This is a genomic window from Streptomyces sp. NPDC016845 (genome assembly GCF_044332585.1).
GTDB lineage: Bacteria > Actinomycetota > Actinomycetes > Streptomycetales > Streptomycetaceae > Streptomyces.
Genome location: NZ_JBIRPI010000013.1, coordinates 113,315 through 132,431 on the forward strand (window position 1 = coordinate 113,315; position 19,117 = coordinate 132,431).

The 19,117-nt window shown below is 71.1% G+C and carries 21 protein-coding genes; 10 read left to right on the forward strand and 11 right to left on the reverse strand.

Annotation, left to right across the window (positions count from 1 at the left end; genetic code table 11):
• Positions 1-230: 230 nt before the first annotated feature.
• Positions 231-977 carry a dienelactone hydrolase family protein gene (locus tag ACH4RC_RS27325; RefSeq protein WP_398205645.1) on the forward strand — a complete coding sequence of 249 codons (747 nt, stop codon included), beginning with the start codon at positions 231-233 and terminating at the stop codon, positions 975-977.
• On the opposite strand, the gene ACH4RC_RS27330 is transcribed toward ACH4RC_RS27325, so the two are convergent.
• Positions 952-1,935: an alpha/beta fold hydrolase gene (locus ACH4RC_RS27330; protein WP_398205647.1), complete on the reverse strand. Its 984-nt coding sequence runs from the start codon at positions 1,933-1,935 to the stop codon at positions 952-954. The genes ACH4RC_RS27325 and ACH4RC_RS27330 overlap by 26 nt on opposite strands.
• Positions 1,936-2,042: 107 nt before the next feature.
• Entirely contained in the window at positions 2,043-2,807 is a 765-nt protein-coding gene (gene aztA, locus ACH4RC_RS27335; RefSeq protein ID WP_398205648.1) for a zinc ABC transporter ATP-binding protein AztA, read from the reverse strand.
• Positions 2,808-2,822: 15 nt separating this feature from the next.
• On the opposite strand from aztA, the gene aztB reads away from it, so the two are divergent.
• The 4 genes from aztB to aztD all read left to right on the forward strand — a co-directional run bounded on the left by aztB (position 2,823) and on the right by aztD (position 7,289).
• Positions 2,823-3,707 carry a zinc ABC transporter permease AztB gene (aztB, locus tag ACH4RC_RS27340; protein WP_398205649.1) on the forward strand — a complete coding sequence of 295 codons (885 nt, stop codon included), beginning with the start codon at positions 2,823-2,825 and terminating at the stop codon, positions 3,705-3,707.
• Positions 3,704-5,011, forward strand: coding sequence for a hypothetical protein (locus ACH4RC_RS27345; protein ID WP_398205650.1), 1,308 nt, complete (start codon positions 3,704-3,706; stop codon positions 5,009-5,011). Before aztB ends, ACH4RC_RS27345 begins: the two co-directional genes overlap by 4 nt.
• A gap of 90 nt (positions 5,012-5,101) precedes the next feature.
• A complete protein-coding gene (gene aztC, locus ACH4RC_RS27350; protein ID WP_398205652.1) occupies positions 5,102-5,986 on the forward strand; it encodes a zinc ABC transporter substrate-binding protein AztC in 885 nt (294 codons plus the stop codon).
• Between the two features lie 67 nt (positions 5,987-6,053).
• A complete protein-coding gene (gene aztD, locus ACH4RC_RS27355; RefSeq protein WP_398205653.1) occupies positions 6,054-7,289 on the forward strand; it encodes a zinc metallochaperone AztD in 1,236 nt (411 codons plus the stop codon).
• An 8-nt stretch (positions 7,290-7,297) separates the two neighbouring features.
• Here aztD and ACH4RC_RS27360 read toward each other — a convergent pair whose 3' ends face one another.
• On the reverse strand, positions 7,298-8,344 hold the full coding sequence (locus ACH4RC_RS27360) for a hypothetical protein (RefSeq protein WP_398205655.1): 1,047 nt from the start codon (positions 8,342-8,344) through the stop codon (positions 7,298-7,300).
• 65 nt (positions 8,345-8,409) lie between these two features.
• Positions 8,410-9,255 (reverse strand): LysR substrate-binding domain-containing protein, encoded by an 846-nt coding sequence (locus ACH4RC_RS27365; protein WP_398205656.1) that lies wholly within the window; start codon positions 9,253-9,255, stop codon positions 8,410-8,412.
• Positions 9,256-9,336: 81 nt separating this feature from the next.
• On the opposite strand from ACH4RC_RS27365, the gene ACH4RC_RS27370 reads away from it, so the two are divergent.
• Both ACH4RC_RS27370 and ACH4RC_RS27375 read left to right on the forward strand, forming a co-directional pair.
• Positions 9,337-9,846, forward strand: a complete 510-nt coding sequence (locus ACH4RC_RS27370) for a cupin domain-containing protein (protein WP_398205657.1) — start codon at positions 9,337-9,339, stop codon at positions 9,844-9,846.
• A gap of 33 nt (positions 9,847-9,879) precedes the next feature.
• Positions 9,880-10,239: a DoxX family protein gene (locus ACH4RC_RS27375; RefSeq protein WP_398205659.1), complete on the forward strand. Its 360-nt coding sequence runs from the start codon at positions 9,880-9,882 to the stop codon at positions 10,237-10,239.
• Between the two features lie 10 nt (positions 10,240-10,249).
• Here ACH4RC_RS27375 and ACH4RC_RS27380 read toward each other — a convergent pair whose 3' ends face one another.
• The 5 genes from ACH4RC_RS27380 to ACH4RC_RS27400 all read right to left on the reverse strand — a co-directional run bounded on the left by ACH4RC_RS27380 (position 10,250) and on the right by ACH4RC_RS27400 (position 16,824).
• Positions 10,250-10,867 carry an SUKH-4 family immunity protein gene (locus tag ACH4RC_RS27380; RefSeq protein ID WP_398205661.1) on the reverse strand — a complete coding sequence of 206 codons (618 nt, stop codon included), beginning with the start codon at positions 10,865-10,867 and terminating at the stop codon, positions 10,250-10,252.
• A 27-nt stretch (positions 10,868-10,894) separates the two neighbouring features.
• The gene (locus ACH4RC_RS27385) at positions 10,895-12,601 is read right to left on the reverse strand and encodes a nucleic acid/nucleotide deaminase domain-containing protein (protein ID WP_398205663.1); all 1,707 of its coding nucleotides are present in this window, start codon (positions 12,599-12,601) and stop codon (positions 10,895-10,897) included.
• 136 nt (positions 12,602-12,737) lie between these two features.
• Positions 12,738-14,420, reverse strand: a complete 1,683-nt coding sequence (locus tag ACH4RC_RS27390) for a hypothetical protein (protein ID WP_398205664.1) — start codon at positions 14,418-14,420, stop codon at positions 12,738-12,740.
• A gap of 40 nt (positions 14,421-14,460) precedes the next feature.
• On the reverse strand, positions 14,461-15,330 hold the full coding sequence (locus ACH4RC_RS27395) for a nucleic acid/nucleotide deaminase domain-containing protein (protein WP_398205666.1): 870 nt from the start codon (positions 15,328-15,330) through the stop codon (positions 14,461-14,463).
• 318 nt (positions 15,331-15,648) lie between these two features.
• Entirely contained in the window at positions 15,649-16,824 is a 1,176-nt protein-coding gene (locus ACH4RC_RS27400; RefSeq protein WP_398205667.1) for an epoxide hydrolase family protein, read from the reverse strand.
• Between the two features lie 82 nt (positions 16,825-16,906).
• On the opposite strand from ACH4RC_RS27400, the gene ACH4RC_RS27405 reads away from it, so the two are divergent.
• Both ACH4RC_RS27405 and ACH4RC_RS27410 read left to right on the forward strand, forming a co-directional pair.
• Entirely contained in the window at positions 16,907-17,482 is a 576-nt protein-coding gene (locus ACH4RC_RS27405; RefSeq protein WP_398205668.1) for a CGNR zinc finger domain-containing protein, read from the forward strand.
• A gap of 9 nt (positions 17,483-17,491) precedes the next feature.
• Positions 17,492-17,656 carry a hypothetical protein gene (locus tag ACH4RC_RS27410; protein ID WP_398205669.1) on the forward strand — a complete coding sequence of 55 codons (165 nt, stop codon included), beginning with the start codon at positions 17,492-17,494 and terminating at the stop codon, positions 17,654-17,656.
• On the opposite strand, the gene ACH4RC_RS27415 is transcribed toward ACH4RC_RS27410, so the two are convergent.
• A complete protein-coding gene (locus ACH4RC_RS27415) occupies positions 17,646-18,167 on the reverse strand; it encodes an AAA family ATPase (RefSeq protein WP_398205670.1) in 522 nt (173 codons plus the stop codon). The two genes, ACH4RC_RS27410 and ACH4RC_RS27415, sit on opposite strands and share 11 nt — an antisense overlap.
• Positions 18,168-18,342: 175 nt before the next feature.
• Between ACH4RC_RS27415 and ACH4RC_RS27420 the strand changes: the two genes are divergently transcribed.
• Positions 18,343-18,744 (forward strand): ATP-binding protein, encoded by a 402-nt coding sequence (locus ACH4RC_RS27420; protein ID WP_398205672.1) that lies wholly within the window; start codon positions 18,343-18,345, stop codon positions 18,742-18,744.
• A gap of 101 nt (positions 18,745-18,845) precedes the next feature.
• Here ACH4RC_RS27420 and ACH4RC_RS27425 read toward each other — a convergent pair whose 3' ends face one another.
• Complete coding sequence (locus tag ACH4RC_RS27425; RefSeq protein WP_398205674.1) at positions 18,846-19,016, reverse strand: hydrophobic protein; 171 nt, start codon at positions 19,014-19,016, stop codon at positions 18,846-18,848.
• Positions 19,017-19,117 lie beyond the last annotated feature (101 nt).

Sequence of the window (19,117 nt, forward strand, 5' to 3'; positions counted from 1 at the left end):
CACGTTACTTGAGGACGCACACGTGCCCGCACTCTCACCTGTGCCCTATCCGTTTCCGTGGACTATGTTGTGCGGCATGAAAACCGGGACGGCCTCGCGCCACTCACGGATCGGCGACCCGGTGCTCCGCTGAGCGCCGCCGCACGGGATCCGCCTCCGCGTCGATGACACGTATGACTCGTACAGGCCGTACGACACGTATGCACACATCGACCGCAACAGGAGAACCGATGCCCTTCAAGACGCTGCACATCCCCACCGCCGACGGCCGGGCCCACGCGTTCGCCGCGTTCCCCGACGGGGGCGGGCGCCACCCCGGCGTGCTGATGTACCCGGACGGCTTCGGCATCCGGCCCGTCCTGCGCGACATGGCCGGTGAACTGGCCGGACACGGGTACTACGTACTCGTGCCCAACGTCTTCCACCGGCACGGTCCGGCCCCGGTCGCCGAACTCCCCGCGTACATCGGGGAGGACGCCCGCCCGCACGTCATGGCCCGGCTGATGCCCTTGATCGAGGCACACACCCGCGAACGCACCCTGAGCGACGCCGGCGCCTACCTCGACTTCCTGACCGCCCAGCCGGAGGTGGGCGCGGGCCCGGTCGCGGTGACCGGTTACTGCTTCGGCGGACTCCTGGCGGTGCGGACCGCCGCGGCCCATGCCGACCGGGTGGCCGCCGTCGCCGCGTTCCACGCGCCCGTGGCCGCCGACGGGCCCGGGCTTCTCTCCCTGCTCACGGCCCGGGTCCACTTCGGTCACGCCGAGAGCGACCTGACACCTGAGGCGCTCACCGAGCTCGACCGGGCGTTGGACGCGGCAGGTGTGGAGCACACCTCCGAGATCTACCCCGGCACCGTCCATGGCTTCACGATGTCCGACACGGACGCGTTCAGCGCCTCCGGGCTGCAACGGCACTGGGAACGCCTGCTGCCCTTGCTGGACCGGAGCCTTACAGCGAGCCGAGCCAGTCGGTGAGCAGCCGGTTGACCTCGTCGGGGCGTTCCTGCTGGATCCAGTGGCCGCACCCGTCCAGGATGCGGGAGGAGACGAGGCCGGGGAGGGTGGCGGGGTAGGCGTCGATCGCGTCGGCCATCCAGGTCGTGGAGGCGTCGAGGGCGCCGCCGACGAAGAGGGACGGCTGCTCGACCGGGGCGCCGGCGTACTGGGCGAGGTCCTCCCAGTCGCGGTCCATGGCGCGGTAGCGGTTGAGCGCCCCGGTCATGCCGGTGCGCTCGAACTCCCCCGCGTAGGTGTCGAGATCCTCCTCGCTCAGCCACGCGGGCAGCCGACCGCTCGGGAAGCGGTCGCGCAGCCGCCCGCCGTCGCGGTCCACGAAGTGCGGATCGGGCTCGCCCGGGCCCGGCATGGTGTCGGCCGACAGCGCCGCGTAGAAACCGGCGAGCCAGCCCCGCACGTCGGGCTCCATCTCCGCCTCCGCCCGGCCCGGCTCCTGGAAGTACGAGACGTAGAACTCCTGGCCCCCTCCCATCTGCGCGAAGACCTCCGTGGGACGCGGGCCGCCGGGAGGCGCGTAGGGGACGCTCAGCAGGCCCACGGCGCTGAAGACCTCGGGATGGAGCAGCGCGGAGGTCGCCGCGATGTTCGCTCCCCAGTCGTGCCCGACGATCACCGCGGACTCCGCACCGAGTGCGCGCACCACGGCGACGTTGTCCTGCGCCAGGTCGAGCATGCGGTACGCGTGCGTCGCCTCCGGCCTGGAGGAACGGCCGTAACCCCGCACGTCGATCGCCACGGCCCGGTACCCCGCCGCGGCGAGGGCCGGGAGCTGGTGACGCCAGGAGTACCAGGACTCGGGGAATCCGTGCACGAGCAGGACCAGCGGTCCGCTGCCCTGCTCCACCAGGTGCAGACGCCCTGCGGGGCCCTCGACGGTGCGGTGGTGGAGATCGGCGGACGGCATGCGCGGCGACATGGTCACTCCTCGGCTCACGTGGGGGCGGGGCCCGGCTGTGTGCCGATCATGGGGTGACGACGGCGGATTTCAGGAGCGACGTTGCCGGTTCGGCAAACGTGTCGGGCTCATGACCCCGTTCGGACCGGCTGCCGGACGAGGGCCAGCGCCGTGTCCGTGAGGACGTCCTCGGGGCGGCCCGCGCCCGCGAGGTGGCCGTCGTGGAGGAGGAGACAGGTGTCCGCGAGGCGGGCGGCTGTCAGGTCGTGGGTGGCTTGGACGATGGTCACGCCGTCGGTCACGAGATGCGCGAGGAGTGTCCCGATCAGCTCTCTGGCCTGAGGGTCCAGGCCCGTCGTCGGTTCGTCCAGGAGCAGCAGGTCCGATTCCTGTGCCAAGCCCTGGGCGATGAGGGCGCGTTGGCGCTGGCCGCCGGAGACTTCGCCCAGCTGGCGTGCGGCCAGGTCGCCGATGCCCAGTCGGTCGAGGGCGGCGTCCACCATGGCGCGGTCCCGACGGGTCAGCCGGCGCCAGGGGCCGCGCTCGGCCCAGCGCCCCATCTCGACCGTCTGCCGCACGGTCAGGGGCAAGGCGTCGGCGACGGCCGCGCGTTGCGGTACGAAGCCGGGCGGCCGTCCGCCTTCGTGGCGGACCGTTCCGGATGTCGGACGGATCACACCGGCCAGAACTCCGAGCAGCGTCGATTTGCCGCTGCCGTTCGGGCCGACGAGAGCGGTCATCGCGAACTTCGGTATGTCCGCGCTGAGTTGCTGGAGCACCGGACGGCCCGGGTAGCCCGTACACAGGCCGGTCACGTGGACACGGAGGGCGGGGTCCGGGCGGGAGGAGGGTGGCGCGGGCGGGGCAGTGGGTTTTTTGAACATGATTTTCATTGTAGTGTCCTCGCCGTGGACTGGTTGACGACCCCATTCGAAGTGACATTTGTGCAGCGCGCCCTGTGGGGCGGGATCCTCGTGTCCGCGATCTGCGCACTGGCCGGCACCTGGGTGGTGCTCAGAGGCATGGCCTTCCTCGGGGACGCCATGTCCCACGGGCTGCTGCCAGGTGTGGCGCTGGCCGCGCTGTTCGGCGGGAACCTGCTGATCGGAGCGGTGGCGAGCGCTGCCGTCATGACGGCCGGGGTCTCGGCGCTCGGGCGGGCGCCGAGACTGTCCCAGGACACCGGGATCGGGCTGCTGTTCGTCGGCATGCTCTCGCTCGGCGTGATCATCGTGTCGCGGTCGCAGTCGTTCGCCGTCGACCTGACCGGATTCCTCTTCGGTGACGTGCTCGCCGTCCGCGAGCAGGATCTGTTGCTGCTCGCGGGGGCGCTCCTCGTGGCCCTGGTGGTGTCGGTCCTCGGCCACCGGGCCTTCCTGGCCCTGGCGTTCGACCCGCGCAAGGCCCGCACGCTCGGGCTGCGACCGCGCCTCGCCCACGCCGTGCTGCTCGGTCTGCTGGGCCTGGCGATCGTCGCCTCGTTCCACATCGTCGGAACGCTGCTGGTCCTCGGCCTGCTCATCGCCCCGCCCGCCGCCGCCCTGCCCTGGGCGCGCAGCGTGCAGGGCGTCATGGGGCTCGCGGCGCTGACCGGGGTCGCCGCCACGTTCGGCGGCCTGCTCCTGTCCTGGCACCTGGGCACCGCCGCCGGGGCAACGGTCTCGGCGCTCGCCGTGAGCCTCTTCTTCCTCTCCCACGTCGCATCGGGCCTACGGCACCGCCGTCCACGCCCGACCGCCGACGCCGCCCCGCACCCGACTGTGACCGAACGAAATCCGAGGCGATCTTCTTGACCGTCCGAAGCAAGCACACCGCGCGTACGCGCGCCCTACAGACCTCGACCGCTCTCGCCCTCGCCCTCACCGCTCTGCTCGTCACCGGTTGCGGTACCGGGGACGGCGACGACTCCCGGCCGGCCGCCGGTACCGCGACACCCCGCCCGCACGGATACGTGGAAGGCGCGAAGGAAGCCGCTGAGCAGCAAGCCCGACTCGTACTGAACGAACCCGGCAGCGGCGAGACCCGGGTCCTCGATCTCATCACCGGCAAGGTGACCCGTACCGGGCGGACCGAAGGGGCGCTGCGGCTCGGCACGGACGGACGCTTCGGCTACCTGTACACGTCCCGGACGACACACGTGCTCGACAGCGGCTCCTGGCTGGTCGACCACGGGGACCACGTGCACTACTACCGTGCCGCGATACGTGACATCGGCGAACTCCCCGGCAGGGACGCCGCGGAGGTGCGCAGCGACGCCGCCGTGACGGCGGCCACCGGCAAGGACGGACGCGCCGTTCTCTACGACCGCACCGCGCTGGACCAGGGCTCGATCACCTCCACCCGGACGCTGCCGGGCCGCTATCAGGGCGCCGTCGTGCCGTACTCCGAACACCTCGTCGCCCTCACACGTACCGACGAAGACAAGGACGACGACAAGGACAAAGGCAAGGACAAAGACAAAGACACGGCCGGACTCGTCCTCCTCGACCGCGACGGCGAACGTCTCGCCACACCTGACGGCGCTCATACGTGTTCCCAGCCGCAGGGCGACGCCCTCACCCGGCGCGGGGTCGTGTTCGGCTGCGCGGAAGGAGCCCTGCTCGTCCGGGAGAAGGGCGGGGCCTTCACCGCCGAGATGATCCCGTACCCCGGGAAGGTCCCGGCCGCGGAGCGGGCCACCGCCTTCCGGCACCGTTCCGGCAGCGACACCCTCACGGCGACGGCCGGGCCCCGCGCGGTCTGGGTCCTCGATGTCGGCGAGCGGAGCTGGACCCGGGTGCGGACCGGCACGGTCGTCGCCGCCAACACCGCGGGTGAAGGGGCCCCGTTGCTCGTCCTGGAGGGTGACGGAGCCCTGCACGGCTACGACATCACCACCGGCGAGCGGACCGCCCGCACGAAACAACTGGTCACACCCGGCCGTCAGGCCCGTACCGGCACCGAACGACCGGTGATCGAGGTCGACCGCAGTCGCGCGTACGTCAACGACCCCGACGGGCGGCGCGTGCACGAAGTGGACTACAACGACGCGCTGCGCGTCGCGCGCTCCTTCGACCTGGACATCGATCCGGTCCTCATGGCGGAGACCGGCCGATGAGCCGCGCGGAGGCGAGGAAGCGCGTCCGGGTGGGGGGCGGCACGGCTGCGCGCCCTGGCGCTCGGCCTGCTCACCCTGGCCGTCGTCGCCGTGTCCGCCACGGCGTGCGGCACCGGCGGCGGGCATCACCCGCGGATCGTCGTCACGACCAACATCCTCGGGGACATCACCCGGCGGATAGCCGGGGCCGAGGCCGACGTCACCGTTCTGATGAAACCCAACGCGGACCCGCACTCCTTCGGTCTCTCGGCCGTCCAGGCCGCCGAGTTGGAACACGCCGACCTCGTCGTGCACAACGGGCTCGGCCTGGAGGAGAACGTACAGCGGCACGTGGACACCGCCCGCCAGTCGGGTGTGGCCACCTTGGCGGTGGGCGAGGCGGTCGACCCGCTCATGTTCCGCACGAGCGCGGACGGGGGACCGCAGGACGACGCGGGACAGCCCGACCCGCACTTCTGGACGGACCCCGGCCGCGTACGCGAGGCGACCGCACTGATCGCCGACCGGATCATCGAGCATGTCGACGGCGTCGACCGCGCCGCGATCCGTGCCAACGCCGAGCGCTACGACGACAGCCTCGCGAAGCTCACCGACTGGATGGAGCGTTCCTTCGACGCCGTACCGCAGGAGCACCGCGCCCTGGTCACCAACCACCACGTCTTCGGTTACCTCGCCGACCGCTTCGGCCTCCGCGTGATCGGCGCCGTCGTGCCCAACGGCACCACCCTCGCCTCGCCCAGCTCGTCCGACCTGCTCTCCCTCACCCGGGCGATGGAGAAGGCGGGTGTGCGGACCGTGTTCGCGGACTCCTCCCAGCCCAAACGGCTCGCCGAGGTGCTCCGCGCCGAACTCGGCGGCCGGGTGCGGGTCGTCGAGCTGTACTCCGAATCGCTGACCGCGAAGGGCGAGGGTGCGGACACCTATCTGCGGATGATGCGCGCCAACACCAAGGCGATGACCGACGGCCTCACCTGAACCTGCTCGCCCCCCTTCACACGTGACGTGCCGCGACCACGCGGCCCGGAAAGGAACGAACACACCTATGAACACCTCCATACGCCGACGGAACCGCACCGGCACGGCGGTCACCGCCACGGCGCTCACCCTGGCCGTCGCCACCGCGCTCACCGCTTGCGGAGCGCAGGGCTCCGCCGACTCGCCCGACTCCCCCGGCTCCCCCGGCTCCGCGAAGAGGAGTGCGGGTCGTGCCGCACCCGCGGCCGAGGTGTCGGACCCGGTGGTCGCCACGTTCGACGGCGGCCTGTACATCCTGGACGGCAAGACCCTGAAGCGGACCAGCACGATCGAGCTCGCCGGGTACAACCGCGTCAACCCCGCCGGCGACGCGGACCATGTGATCGTCTCCACCGACAGCGGCTTCCGCGTCCTGGACGCCGCGGGCCAGAAGCTCACGGACATCGAGTACAAGGGCGCCAAGCCCGGCCACGTCGTGCGTCACGCGGGCAAGACGGTGCTCTTCACGGACGGCACCGGCCAGGTGAACGTCTTCGACCCCGCGGATCTCCCTTCGGGCAAGAAGCCCGAAGGGCGTACGTACACCTCCGCCGAGGCGCATCACGGCGTCGCCATCGAGCTGAAGAACGGCGAACTCCTCACCACCCTCGGTACGGAGGAGAAGCGCACCGGCGCCCTCGTCCTGGACAAGAACGACAAGGAGATCGCCCGAAACGAGACGTGCCCCGGCGTCCACGGCGAGGCCGCGGCCGAGGGCGAGGCCGTCGCCGTCGGCTGCGAGGACGGCGTCCTCGTCTACAAGGACGGCGAGTTCACCAAGGTCGACGCCCCCGACGCTTACGGCCGCATAGGCAACCAGGCCGGCAGCGACATCTCCCCCGTCCTGCTCGGCGACTACAAGACCGACCCGGATGCGGAGCTGGAACGGCCGACCCGGGTCTCCCTGATCGACACCGAGAAGGGCACGCTGCGCCTTGTCGATCTGGGCGCCAGCTACTCGTTCCGGTCACTGGCGCGCGGCCCGCAGGGCGAGGCGCTCGTCCTCGGCACGGACGGCGCCATCCACGTCATCGACCCGGCGAGCGGCAAGAAGGTGAAGAAGATCCCGGCGGTGGGTGCCTGGCAGGAGCCGCTGGACTGGCAGCAGACCCGGCCCAACCTCTTCGTCCGCGACCACACCGCGTACGTCTCGGAGCCGAGCACGAAGAAGGTGCACGCGATCGACCTGGACTCCGGCGAGAAGCTCGCGTCGGTCACCCTGCCGAAGAGCAGCAACGAGCTGTCGGGCGTCGCACCTCACTGATCCACGCCTCACTGCTCCGCGACGCCCCCGGCCCAGTACGCGGCCCGCACCTCCCCCTCCGCGAACTCCTGGCGCGGCAGCCGCAGGCCGAGGGCGTCCTCCAGGGCGTGGAAGTACAGCTGGAAGTCGTCGGTGAGTTCGGGGTGGTCCAGCTCGGCGCGGCGCACGGCGCGGTTCAGGAACTCCAGTTCACCGCCGCGTGGGTGGAGCGCGTACCCGCGCTCGTACGGACTCAGCTCGAGCGTCCCCCCGTCACCGTCGCCGACGCGGTGACCGTCCCGTATGTAGTCGAAGGTGTAGATGGCCTTCGCCATGGTGGCGGACAGCCACACCTGTTCCCTGATCCCGAGCGCCGCGTACGCCTCCTGGTCGGCGAAGCCGCCCGGGGGCGTGTCGTGGTGGAGCAGGTAGGTCCATCCGCCCGCCTCGCCGAAGCAGCAGCTCTTCCACTGGCGGTCCCAGTAGGTCCGGCCGTCGTCGGCGGCCTTGAGGTCCCGCAGCCGGGTGCCGCCCGCGACCTGCGCGGGGTCCGCCCCGTACACCAGGGCCAGCTTCTCGGCGTCCACACGCTGTCCGGGCGCCGCGCGGAAGAAGGCGAGGTGCGTGTACGGGTCCTGCTCGCGCCAGGGCGTGGCCGCCCAGGCCAGTCCTTCCAGCGGATCGCGCCCGCACACCCCGGCCGTCCCGGTCTCCTCCGGGCCGCGACCGCGGAACCGTCTGCCCCACGCCGGATCGATCCGGTCCAGCAGGTCCGCCGCTTCCGCGAGGCCGTCCGCACGCTGCCGCATCGCGGCCTCGGCGATCAGGTACACCACCTCGTCGAGGTCGCGGGTGGCGAAACGCTCGTGGTAGGCGCCGAGGCGGCCGTGCACCGTCCCTTCCTCGTCCAGCATCAGGAACAGGCGGTCGTCCCCCGTCTCCTCGGCGCTCTCGGCCCATTCGTCCAGCTCGTCGTCCGACTCCGCCAGGGGCGGCAGCGCGACATCGGTGAGAAGGGCGTGCCGTGCGGTCGTCCGCTGCCAGGCCGCTGCCAGGCTCTGCTCGTCGGTCTCCATGACGTCAATGTAGAAGGCGCCACTGACAACCGGCCGTCCGCGCCTGCCGGTTCGCCGCCCCCGCCCTAATACGCCGCGACGGCCGTCTCCACGAACGAGCGAATGAGGGGGTTGTGGTCGTTCTCGTTCCACGCCGCCACCACCCGGCTCGGCTCCATGTCCACCAGTGGTACGAGGGCGAACTCCGCGGGCAGCTCGTGGCCGAGCGGGGCCAGGCCGATCGTGCCGTTCCAGAGCACCGCCTGGAGGCATTCCTGCACGGCGCGCACGACGGGGCCCTCGCGCGGGCGGCCGGCGTTCCAGTACGACTGCCAGACGGGGTCGGTGTCCTTCGGGAACTGGAACCAGCGGCGTTCGCGCAGTTCGGCCAGGTGCAGTGTGGCGCGGCGGGCCAGTGGGTCGTCGGCGCGCAGGACCACGCCGACAGGGTCGTCCCGCAGGGCCCGTACCGTCAGGGCGGTCTCGTCGAAGGGGGCCCGTGTCAGGGCGACGTCGACCAGGTGGGCGCGCAGTCCGCAGGTCGGGTCCGTCAGTTCGGCGTCGCGGATACGGATGTCGACGCCGGGGTGGATCCGCCGGAAGGCGGCGGCCAGCCTGGCCACCCCCGGGTCCGTGGTGTCGCCGAGGATGCCGACGGTGAGGGTCGAGGCGCCGGCCGCCGCACTCACCCGGGTCCGGACGCGTTCGGCGTGGTCGAGCAAAGCCCGCGCCTCGTGCAGGAGGACGGTGCCCACCGAGGTGAGCGTGGCGCCCGTAGGGGAACGGACGAAGAGCGGGGCCCCGACCTCCGCCTCCAGCTGTTTGATCGCCCGGCTCAGCGGCGGCTGGCTCATGTGCAGCCGGTTGGCGGCCCGCCCGAAGTGGAGTTCTTCGGCGACGGCCAGGAAGTAGCGCAGGGTCCGTAGCTCCACGCTGCAACGATACCCACGCGGTATCGGGGTGGCCAGACCGGTCTTGGACAGTTGCGGTGACCCCGAGCTGAACTCGTGGGCATGACAGAAGAAGAAGCGAAGAGCGGCGCGCGGCAAGCGGGTCACGGGAGGCCGGACGGCGTGTCCGTGGTCCGGCCCGGCGAGGGCGAGACCCTCGTCCTGGGCGCCACCCGCATGCGGATCCTGGAGGACGGCAGCCGCACCGGGCACCGGCTCGCCATCGCCGAGTCCGTCCTCGCCCCGCACACCGAGGGGCCTCCGCAGCACCGCCACGCCCGGCACGACGAGGGCTTCTACATCCTCTCCGGCACCGTACGGTTCACCGTCGGCGACGAGGACCACGACGCCACCGCGGGCACGCTCGTGATGGTGCCGCCCGGCGCCCCGCACACGTTCGCCAACCCGACGGACCGGCCCGCGGTCATGCTGAGCACCTTCACCCCGGACCTGTACGTGCAGTACTTCCGGGACCTTCAGCAGGTGCTGGCCGACGGCCGGCCGCTGACTCCGCGGGACAACGTCGACGCCATGAGCCGCTACGCGACCGAGCCCGCCACCGATCACACCTGAAAGAAGACCTGCACGGGAACCTGAACGGAAACCATGAACATCGCCTACTGGATCCTCGCGGGGCTGCTGGCCCTCTTCTACCTCTACGCGGGCGCCCTGAAAGTGATCCGCAGCCGCGGTCGGCTCCGGCCGATGATGGCCTGGGTCGACCGCACACCGCTGCCCGCGCTGAGAGCCCTCGGCGCCGTCGAGATACTCGGCGCCGTCGGCCTGGTCCTGCCGCCGCTGACGGGCATCCTGCCCGCGCTCGCGGTGGCCGCGGCCGCCGGACTCGTCGTCCTCCAGGCGGGCGCGATCGCCGTACACCTGACCGGTGAGGACCGGCGGATCGCGCTCAACATCGGACTGATCGTCCTCACGGCGGCGACCCTCTGGTTCGCCACCGCCCTCTGAGAAAGGGCGATCACCCGTACAGCGAGCGCGCCCCCGGGCTGCCCTGCACGAACCGCTGGCCCGCGGCGATCTCCTCGCCCACCACCGACCAGACCGTCTCGTCGTCCTGGAACGGGAGCGGGTCGACGTCGGTGGTCTCCTCGGTGATCCGCTCCACCTCGCCCTCGAGGCGCTCGAAGTCGGCGTCCTCCTCGTCCTCGTCGCCGCTGAAGGCGAACTCCGCGAGGAGCCGCTGGAACCGGGCGGTGACCTGGACGAGCGAGGAGACGTCCGTGTGCAGTTCCTGCACGGTCTCCTCGTCGGCGTCGACGGCGTACACCGTGCCCGAGACGGGGTCGAGGGCGAGGTGGGCGTTGAGCAGCCAGCCGATGACGGGCCACTCCCCCGCGCCCTCCGGCACGTCCTCGAAGTCGTCGAGCTCGACGACGTCCTGGACGAGGGGCAGCGTGCCGGATGCGTCCTCGGGCTCGCGCAGCAGGAGCGTCCCGGTGGGGGCGCCGACGGTCTGCAGGAGACGGGCCCCCTCGGTGTCCGCGGCCGCGGGCGGGAAGGCGGTGGCGGGCAGGGTCGCGAGGCGGTCCTCGCCGAAGATCTCGGCGAGTTCGCTGCGGGTGACGTCGAAAAGCACTGCGGGAACTCCGGACTCGGCGGGGGATCAGGGGACGAACTTGTTGTCCTTGGGCGAAAGGTCCATCACCGTATCAGTGCGTCCGCCGCCGACACCGTGCGTGTCCCACTGCTGGTGCAGCCACTTGACATAGGCCTTGTGCTCGCGGTCCCTCTTGTGACCGCTCAGGTCCTTGCCGGTGTCGTCCTTCTCGTTCTGGTCGTACTTCTGACTGTGGGTGACCTTGAGGTCCTCGGGGAACTCCTGCGCCAGATACTTGTCGCACTTGGGGTTCTTCTGGCACGGCTCGCGCTCCGTGTAGAGCTCTCCCACATGTTTCTCGTGCTCCTTCTTCACGAGCGGGTGCCCGATGGAGCGTTCCGAGTGCGACCTGCCGCTGGCGCCGACGAGGATGAACTTCTTCCCCTTCCCGTCGTCGTACATGGCCGAGGCGTAGTTGCCGCCGGCGACGTACTCGACGTTGGGGTCCTTGCGGTTGGCGTACCGGCCGAGCTGGGAGGCGCGGGCCAGCTCGGTGGAGCCGGGCGCCACCTTCGTCGAGGTGACCTTCTTGTCCTTGTTGTCCTTGTTCCTGTTCGTGCGCTGCTTGTTGCCCTTGCCCTTGTTGTTCCACGGGTACCAGGCCTTGTCGCCGAGTACGTCGTTGACGCCGGAGGTGTCGTTGGAGCGGACCGGGCTGGTCGTGCCGTCGTGGTGGAGCTGGCGGATCGAGCCGTCGTCGCTGAGCAGGTACATGGGCGTGTCACCGTCGCGCTTGACCCGCTTGACGTCGACCCTGTCGGCCTCGTCGCCGATGTCGCGGTCCTTGCGCTTCTGGTGCTTGGAGGCGGCCTTCACCCGGTCCGGGACGGTGTCGGTGACGTGTTTGGTCACCTTCAGCGACGCCTTCTCCAGGCCGTCGATCGCGCCCTCGAGAATGGCGTCGAAGGGCTCGGTCATCGAGTCCTTGCCCTTGGTCTTCCCGAAGGAGCTGCGCCCGCTGGCGAGGTGGACGTTCGACTGGCTGCCCATGTCGCTGCCGTGCCGGGAGACCTTGCCCGCGCCGTCCTCGAACTCGAGGTGGTCGATGACCGTCCTCTTGCCCGCGCCACCGGACCCGGAGCCACCGGCCTCGTCGCCCGCGGACGCCAGGTGCATGCCGCCCGGCTTGTCACCGGGGTTGAAGGCGCCCTCGGCCAGATCGAGCGTCATGTCCGAGACGAGTTCGGCGAGTTTGCCGGTGACGGGCTCGGTGACCTTCGTGATCAGCGCGTCGACGATCTGCTCGACCGCCTCGTCGATGAGCCGCTTCACGATGGTGCGCATCAGCGCGATCTCACCGGCGGCCACCGCGGCGGAGAGGCCCAGGGTGAAGGGGGCGGCGGCGAGTTCGGCGACGATGGTGCCGGCGAGGATGCCGAGCTCCACGCCCGCCTTCACCTTCAGACCACGGATGATCTCCCCGACACCGTCACAGGCCGTCGCGAACAGCCGCGCCACCTCGGGGATCTTGTCCAGGTGCCCGGTCTTCACATGCGACCAGTGCTTCTGCATGGACTCGACGGCCCAGCCCTCGGACGAGGACAGGATGCGGTTCACCGCCTTGTCCGCATCACCGCCGTGGCCCTCGAACTGGTCGGCGAAGTCCCGCATGGACGTCGCCATCTCGAAGTAGTCGTCCTCGTCGACATTGGGCCAGCTGACCCCGATGAGGTCGAGCGCCTCGTCGATGATGCTCGGCAGTACCAGACCCATACGCGCGCTCCCCATCACCTGCTGCAACACCTGCACCACCAGGCTATCGGTGCAGGTTGTCAGGTGCACAAGGGAGCCCCGCCGCACAACAGTTCTGTGACGAGAGTCCCATCTGACGGCAAAGTCAGCGGAGTTGTCAGCGCTGCCGCAACCGCACGAGCGCCTCGTCCGTCCCCACCATCAGGTCCCCCTCCGCCGCGAAGGCGAGGGCGTTGGCCTGGCTGCCGGGGCGGAAGGTGCGCAGCCGGTCGTCCTCCAGGACCCGGTGCTCCACGAGGCCGTCGGCCCAGGCGATCGCGAGGACCGGCCCGCCGTCCACCGTCGTCACCGCCACCGCCACGACGGCGCAGTCGCGGGAGGCCAGCGGCTCCGGCATGGGGTCCGTGTGCGGAGCCCACGCGCGTACGGTGCCGTCGGCGCCGCCCGTGTACAGCAGGAGGACGGTGTCGCCCTCGGCGGAGACGGGCAGGTCTGTCCCGGCGACCGCGGTGACGCGCCCCCGGTGCAGAGCGGCGGTGCGCGGCTCGGCGCCGACGGCCACCACATGCACGGTCCCGGCGGCGTCACCGAGCACCACGCGGCCCCCGGCGCCACCGGTCAGGGCGGTGACCGACTCCCGCTGACGCTCCGTGTAGTCCCGTACGGCGTCGAGGAGTTGGTCCTGCGGGGAGGGGCCGTCCTCCAGGAGGGCGGCGATCCCGCCCTGTTTCGCGGCCTCGGCGGCGCGCTGGGTGTGCAGTCGGCCGTGCTCGTCGAGGACGGTGACCTGACCGTCGCCGTGCTCCGCGACGGCGCGGGCGCCGGGCGCGGAGTGCGGGAGACGGCCGACGGCGGCGGCGCTCTCCGCGTCGAGGACGCGGACGGTGCCCTGGTGGTCGGCGACGACCAGCTGTCCGGCCAGGGGACCGCCGCCGACCGCCACGGAGCGGACGGGGCCGGGCCACGGCGGGGTCACGTCGCCGCGCACCCGCTGCCAGACGACCGACCAGGGCGCGTCCTGCGCCAGGGAGCTGAGCGCGGCGGGCAGGCGCGGGTCCCCCGCGTCGCCGAGCGCGGCGAGCAGGACCAGGGCCCGCTCGGCGGGCGGCTGCTCGCGGGTCAGGGAGGCTCCGGCCCGCAGCCAGGCGGCGCGCAGCCCGCCGTGGCTCTCCTCGGAGCGCTCATAAGCGGTGGTCACGGCCCAGGGGTCGGCGGCGCAGACCGACGCCGGGTCGTCCAGGTCGAGCGGCTCCGCCGGCTCGGGGTCCTGCTGCGCGGGCCGGTCCGGGTGGTCGGCCTCCCAGGACGCGCGGCGCCCCTCGTCGGTCCACTGGGGCTCGTCCAGGTCCATCCGCGCGCACGGCCCGGCGGTGAGCTCCCGCTCCCAGGACGTATCGGAGCGGACCTCGACGAGCACGCGGACGTGGTCCAACGCCGCCAGTTCCAAGGCCAGTTCGGCGAGTGCGCCGGGCTGCTCGGCCGCGTGCAGCTCGGGCAGTGCGATGACGGTACGGCGCGGATCGGCGGCGAGCCCGGCGAGGAGCGCGCCCGGGGAACCGGCGGCGATCGACAACTGTTCGCCGAGCATCCAGGCGGTGGTGGTCACCGTCTGGCCGGGCAGCGGTACGAAGCCGTGGACGCGGCGCTCGCTGACGGTGCCGGGCCGGGTGCCGTGCCCGATCAGCCAGGCGAGCAGCTGCGACTTCCCGCAGTTCTCGGAGCCGGTGACCACGGCGAGGCCCGGGGCGTCCGGGTCGCCGAGCCAGGCGAGCAGGGCGGCCGCGGCGGGCTCGCGCCCGGAGGCGGGCCGGGACCACGGCAGGGCGGGTTCGGCGCTCATGCGTCCACCTCCATGGTTCCTTCGGCTGTCCCGGGACGCGTCACCGCTGGTCCTGCTGGGCGGCGTGCGTGATGAGCTCCTTGAGCCCCTCCTCGCGGGAGTCCGCGGTGTCCCCGTAGTCGAAGCTGTGCGTGAACTCGGCGTCCGGGAGCACCGCCTCCAGCCAGGCCGCGCAGTAGTGGCCGGGCATCATGCACGGTTCGAGCTCGCAGTAGACGCGGAGGACCTGCTCGGGCTCCACACCGGCGGAGGAGAGCTGCTGCCACAGCTGCTCCTCGGGGTGCAGTCGGCCGGGACCGGCCTGGGCGGTGACGATCTGCTTCGCGCCCTCCTTGTTCACGAACTCGAACGCCGACGAGAAGGGGAAGTTGAGGGCGTGCCGCACGTCGTCGAGCACCCGCGGCCACCAGTTCTCCCGGTCGGCCACGGCCTCCGGGTCGATCTGCCGGATCTCCTGGACCATCGCGGCGAACGCCTCCGCGGCGGACTGCAGCCCGTCGGACGCGGCGATCACCGGGAGGGCGCGGTCCAGGACCGCGGCGCAGTGCGTGAAGGCGGCGATGTCGGAGTTCACGAACAAGGCGGGCTCACCGCGGCCGAGGAACAGGGCCTGCACGGAACCGTCGGTGCGGACGCACAGATGCGCCAGGCGGTCGGTGCCGATGCGCACCCACTCCGCCCAGTCGCCCTGCAGCGTGACCCCGCGGTGGCCGGTGAACATCCCGAGGGTGATCCCGTCGGTGTCGTCCGCCGCGATGAAGTACGGGCCGACGTGCAGCGGCACACCGACCTGCGCGAGGTGGGTACGGGCCGAGGCGGGCACGGTCCCGTACGAGGCGGGCACGCTGATACGGCGCAGCCCCTGGGGGCCGAACTGTGCGACGGCGGGGTCCGAGGGCAGCTCGGGCATCACAGACCTTCCATGGTGACGGACTTACCGGCACCACCCTATGCGCAGGCCGCGGGCGACTCTGAAGGGTGTGACAGATCCGGGACGAACCGCTGCTCCCGCGGACTCTCGGCACGGGCGCCCATGGCTGGACTCCGCCGGTCGGTCGCGACGGGGGAGGTGGGACGGACATGGCCCGGATCGCGTGGGGTGTCAGCGGCGCCGGAGCCCTGTTCCTCGTCGCCGCGGCCCACGGGTACGCCGTGCACGCCGCATGGGCCGTGGATGCCGCAGGTGATGTCGTCGCGGGTGCGGGGGTCGCCCTTGCCGCCGCCACCGTCACCGCTGGGCCGCGAGTACCGCCGCCAACCCCTCCCGCAGATCGTTGACGAAGAACTCGGGGACCTCCAGGGACGGAAAGTGTCCCCCGCTCTCGGGTTCCGTCCATCGGACGAGCCGCCGGTAACGCTCCCGCGCCCACGGGCGCGGGCACTTCTCGATGTCGCGGGGGTACATGGTGATGGCCGACGGGACGTCGACGCGGAGGTCGGGGTCCAGGGAGTTGTGGCTCTCGTAGTAGATGCGGGCGGCGGACGCGCCGGTACGCGTCAGCCAGTACAGGGTGACGTCGTCGAGGACGCGGTCCAGGGAGATCGTCTCGAACGGGCTGTCCTCGGTGTCCGACCACTCGGCGAACTTGTCGAGGATCCAGGCGAGCAGCCCGACCGGTGAGTCGACGAGCGAGTAGCCGATGGTCTGTGGCTTTGTCGCCTGCTGCTTCGCGTATGCCGCGCTGTGGCGCCAGAAGTGGCGGGTCTCCTCGGTCCAGGTGCGTTCGGCCGCCGTCAGCCCGTCCGTCGAGAGTCCGGGCGGCGCCTCCGCGAACGTCGAGTGGATGCCGAGCACGTGCGCCGGGTGCCTGCCGCCCAGGACCGTGGTGATGTTCCCTCCCCAGTCACCGCCGTGCGCGAGGAACTTGTCGTAGCCGAGCCTTCCCATCAGCTCCACCCATGCGGCGGCGATCTTCTCGGTCCCCCATCCGGTGGCGGCCGGCTTGTCGCTGAACCCGAAGCCGGGCAGCGACGGGACCACGACGTGGAACGCCGGCGCGTCCGCACGCTCCGGATCCGCCACGTCGTCCACTACGTCGACGAACTCGGCGATGCTGCCCGGCCAGCCGTGCGTCAGAAGCAGCGGAGTGGCGTCCGCGCGGGCGGACCGGCGGTGCAGGAAGTGGATCCCCAGGCCGTCGATGGTCGTACGGAACTGGCCGATCCGGTCGAGCCGTGTCTCGAACGACCGCCAGTCGTACTCGGTACGCCAGTAGGTGAGGACATCGACGAGGTCGGTGAGCGGAACACCCTGGCCCCACCGGCCAGGACCGGGCGCGGCGCCATGGACCGTCGCGGGCTCCGGCAGGCGCGCCGCGGCCAGGCGGGCGCGCAGGTCGTCGAGGTCGGCGTCGGTCGCGTGGGCTTCGAAAGCTTGAACGTCGCTGGTCGTCGGGCGGGGCATGGGACCTCCTGGCCATCGTGGAACCGGCTAAGACGGTTCTAGCAAGCGGCGCGGCCGTACCGCAACCGTCTAAGGTGGTTCCATGCGTGCTGAGTTCCCCGAGTTCCGTCTCGGCAAGGTGCTGGCGACCAGCTTCACGGCGACGCTGACGGAGCGTCACGGCGTGTCCGTGGAGCGCATCCCCGTCCCGCGACGGCTTGTCGACTGGCTGGCGGTGTACGGCCTCGCCGTGGACTCCTGCACCGCGGCGCAGCTGGATCGCGCCCGGGAGCTGAGGGAGTCGATCCACGCCGCCGCGACCGCGGCCGCGCTCCAGGACGCTCTCCCCGCATCCGCGGTCCAGGTCATCAACGACTGCAGCGCGCAAGGCCGGGCCGCGGCCACTCTGACGCCCGGGCGCGAGCGGCGCTGGCGGCTCGGCTCGGAATCCCGCGTGGAGGACGCCCTCAGCGTGATCGCCGCCGACGCGATCGACATCCTCTCGGGCGAACGGGACGGAAAGCTGGCCCTGTGCGCCTCACCGACCTGCCAGGCCGCCTTCTTCGACACCAGCCAGAGCCGCACCCGCAGATGGTGCGACATGAACACCTGCGGCAACCGTCAGAAGAAGGCCCGCTTCAACGCCAGTCAGCGAAAGAACCTCAGAGCGGCGGAGTGATCGCCACCCATGGAGTCCGCCACGGGTACGCACGACTGGGGACAGCTCGAAGAGGTGCGCATCCGTACGCAGTCGCGCGCCTACCACGACGTCGGGCAACCGCATGCGGTGCGGCGGCAGTGGGCCAAGCTGTCACTGCTGGCGAACCCGGTCCGTCGTCGCCTCAGCGCCTGACCGACTCCGCGATCCGCGCCGCCGCCTGCGCCGGAGTGATGTGCGTCGTGTCGATGACCTCCGCCTCGGCGTGCAGCCATGTGCGGGACGCCTCGGCGTAAGGCTCGAGGTATTTCAGGCGGAACGGTGAGGGGCCCATGACCGTGTCCCCCTCGATGCGCCCGCGCAGGGTGTCCTGGTCCGCGTGGAGGACGAAGTGCCGTACGGGGATGCCGTGGCGGGCGAGGCCCGCGCCGATCTCGCGCCAGTACTCCTCGACGAGGACGGTCATGGGCATCACCAGTGTGCCGCCGGTGTAGTCGAGGACGTGGCGCGCGGTCTCGACGACCAGCGTCCGCCACGGCGGCCAGTGCTGGAAGTTGTCCGTCTCGGGCAGCCCCGGCCGGATGTCCATGAGCGTCTCGCCGACCTTCTCGGCGTCGAACACCCGCGAGTCCGGCAGCAACCGCTGCACGAGCGCGCTCGTGGTCGTCTTGCCCGCTCCGTGCGTCCCGTTGAGCCATACGATCATGGGCCGACGCTAGCGCCGCGCACGTCGCCGACGCGTGCCGATGGCGTCACAGAACAGGTACGGCAAGCGCACACGACCCGCCCGCACCGACGGTCGGCGTGTGCCCCCGCGGTCGGCGGGCAAGCGAGTACGCAGTAAGTCGAGCAAGCATGTACGCACGAAGGAGGTTGCCGCCATGAGCGCTCCCGCCATGCCGTTCACGGAGCGCATGACCTGTTCACAAGCGCGGGCCGAGACCAGTACGGCCGTGCTCCCCCTGTGCGAGGGCCTCCCCCGTCACCAGACGCGCCGGCTGCACGAGGACGCGCTGCTGATCGCCAGCGAGCTCGCGGCCAACGCGCTGCGCCACGGCGGCGGCCTCACCCGCTTCAGCGCCTGCGTCCACGCACATGTGCTGGTGGTGCAGGTCAGCGACCGCAGCGACCGAGAGCCGCTGCTGCTCCCCCACGATCCCACCGTGCCCGGCGGTTTCGGCTGGCTCATGGTGCGGAGCCTGGCCCGTTCGGTCACCGTCGAGCGGCACGGTGCCGGCGGAAAGACGATCACCGCCGAACTGGCGCCGCCACCTCGTTCCTGACCGCGGAATTCGACAGCTGGAAGACTCTGGAGGACAGCGGAAAGGGTGAGCCCCAGCCGGGCCGGCTGGGGCTCACCCTCTTTCAGGTGTTCACACGTAGGTCACCATCGGTACCAGCGACCCTTGCGGCCGCCACTCGCCGCAGGCCGGACCACGAAGCCGAGCAGCCACACCACGAGCACGATGATCGCGATCCACCACAGCGCCTTCAGGGCGAAACCCGCGCCGAAGAGGATCAGAGCCAGAAGAAGAACCAGAAGCAGGGGAACCATTGTTATTACCTCCTGGCCACCATGTGCTCTTAACTCCCCCCTACAAACACACAAAGGTTACGTTTCTTTCACGAGCGGCAGGGCATGCGCCCGGCCCGTGA

Bases quoted from the DNA above. Each gene is read 5' to 3' on its own strand.
- aztD (WP_398205653.1), top strand. From the start codon at position 6,054: ATGAACACCTCCATACGCCGACGGAACCGCACCGGCACGGCGGTCACC.
- ACH4RC_RS27405 (WP_398205668.1), top strand. From the start codon at position 16,907: ATGCGTGCTGAGTTCCCCGAGTTCCGTCTCGGCAAGGTGCTGGCGACC.
- ACH4RC_RS27415 (WP_398205670.1), bottom strand. From the start codon at position 18,167: ATGATCGTATGGCTCAACGGGACGCACGGAGCGGGCAAGACGACCACG.
- ACH4RC_RS27410 (WP_398205669.1), top strand. From the start codon at position 17,492: ATGGAGTCCGCCACGGGTACGCACGACTGGGGACAGCTCGAAGAGGTG.
- ACH4RC_RS27400 (WP_398205667.1), bottom strand. From the start codon at position 16,824: ATGCCCCGCCCGACGACCAGCGACGTTCAAGCTTTCGAAGCCCACGCG.
- ACH4RC_RS27370 (WP_398205657.1), top strand. From the start codon at position 9,337: ATGACAGAAGAAGAAGCGAAGAGCGGCGCGCGGCAAGCGGGTCACGGG.
- aztA (WP_398205648.1), bottom strand. From the start codon at position 2,807: ATGAAAATCATGTTCAAAAAACCCACTGCCCCGCCCGCGCCACCCTCC.
- ACH4RC_RS27420 (WP_398205672.1), top strand. From the start codon at position 18,343: ATGAGCGCTCCCGCCATGCCGTTCACGGAGCGCATGACCTGTTCACAA.
- ACH4RC_RS27360 (WP_398205655.1), bottom strand. From the start codon at position 8,344: ATGGAGACCGACGAGCAGAGCCTGGCAGCGGCCTGGCAGCGGACGACC.
- ACH4RC_RS27425 (WP_398205674.1), bottom strand. From the start codon at position 19,016: ATGGTTCCCCTGCTTCTGGTTCTTCTTCTGGCTCTGATCCTCTTCGGC.
- ACH4RC_RS27375 (WP_398205659.1), top strand. From the start codon at position 9,880: ATGAACATCGCCTACTGGATCCTCGCGGGGCTGCTGGCCCTCTTCTAC.
- ACH4RC_RS27385 (WP_398205663.1), bottom strand. From the start codon at position 12,601: ATGGGTCTGGTACTGCCGAGCATCATCGACGAGGCGCTCGACCTCATC.
- ACH4RC_RS27390 (WP_398205664.1), bottom strand. From the start codon at position 14,420: ATGAGCGCCGAACCCGCCCTGCCGTGGTCCCGGCCCGCCTCCGGGCGC.
- ACH4RC_RS27325 (WP_398205645.1), top strand. From the start codon at position 231: ATGCCCTTCAAGACGCTGCACATCCCCACCGCCGACGGCCGGGCCCAC.
- ACH4RC_RS27330 (WP_398205647.1), bottom strand. From the start codon at position 1,935: ATGTCGCCGCGCATGCCGTCCGCCGATCTCCACCACCGCACCGTCGAG.
- ACH4RC_RS27395 (WP_398205666.1), bottom strand. From the start codon at position 15,330: ATGCCCGAGCTGCCCTCGGACCCCGCCGTCGCACAGTTCGGCCCCCAG.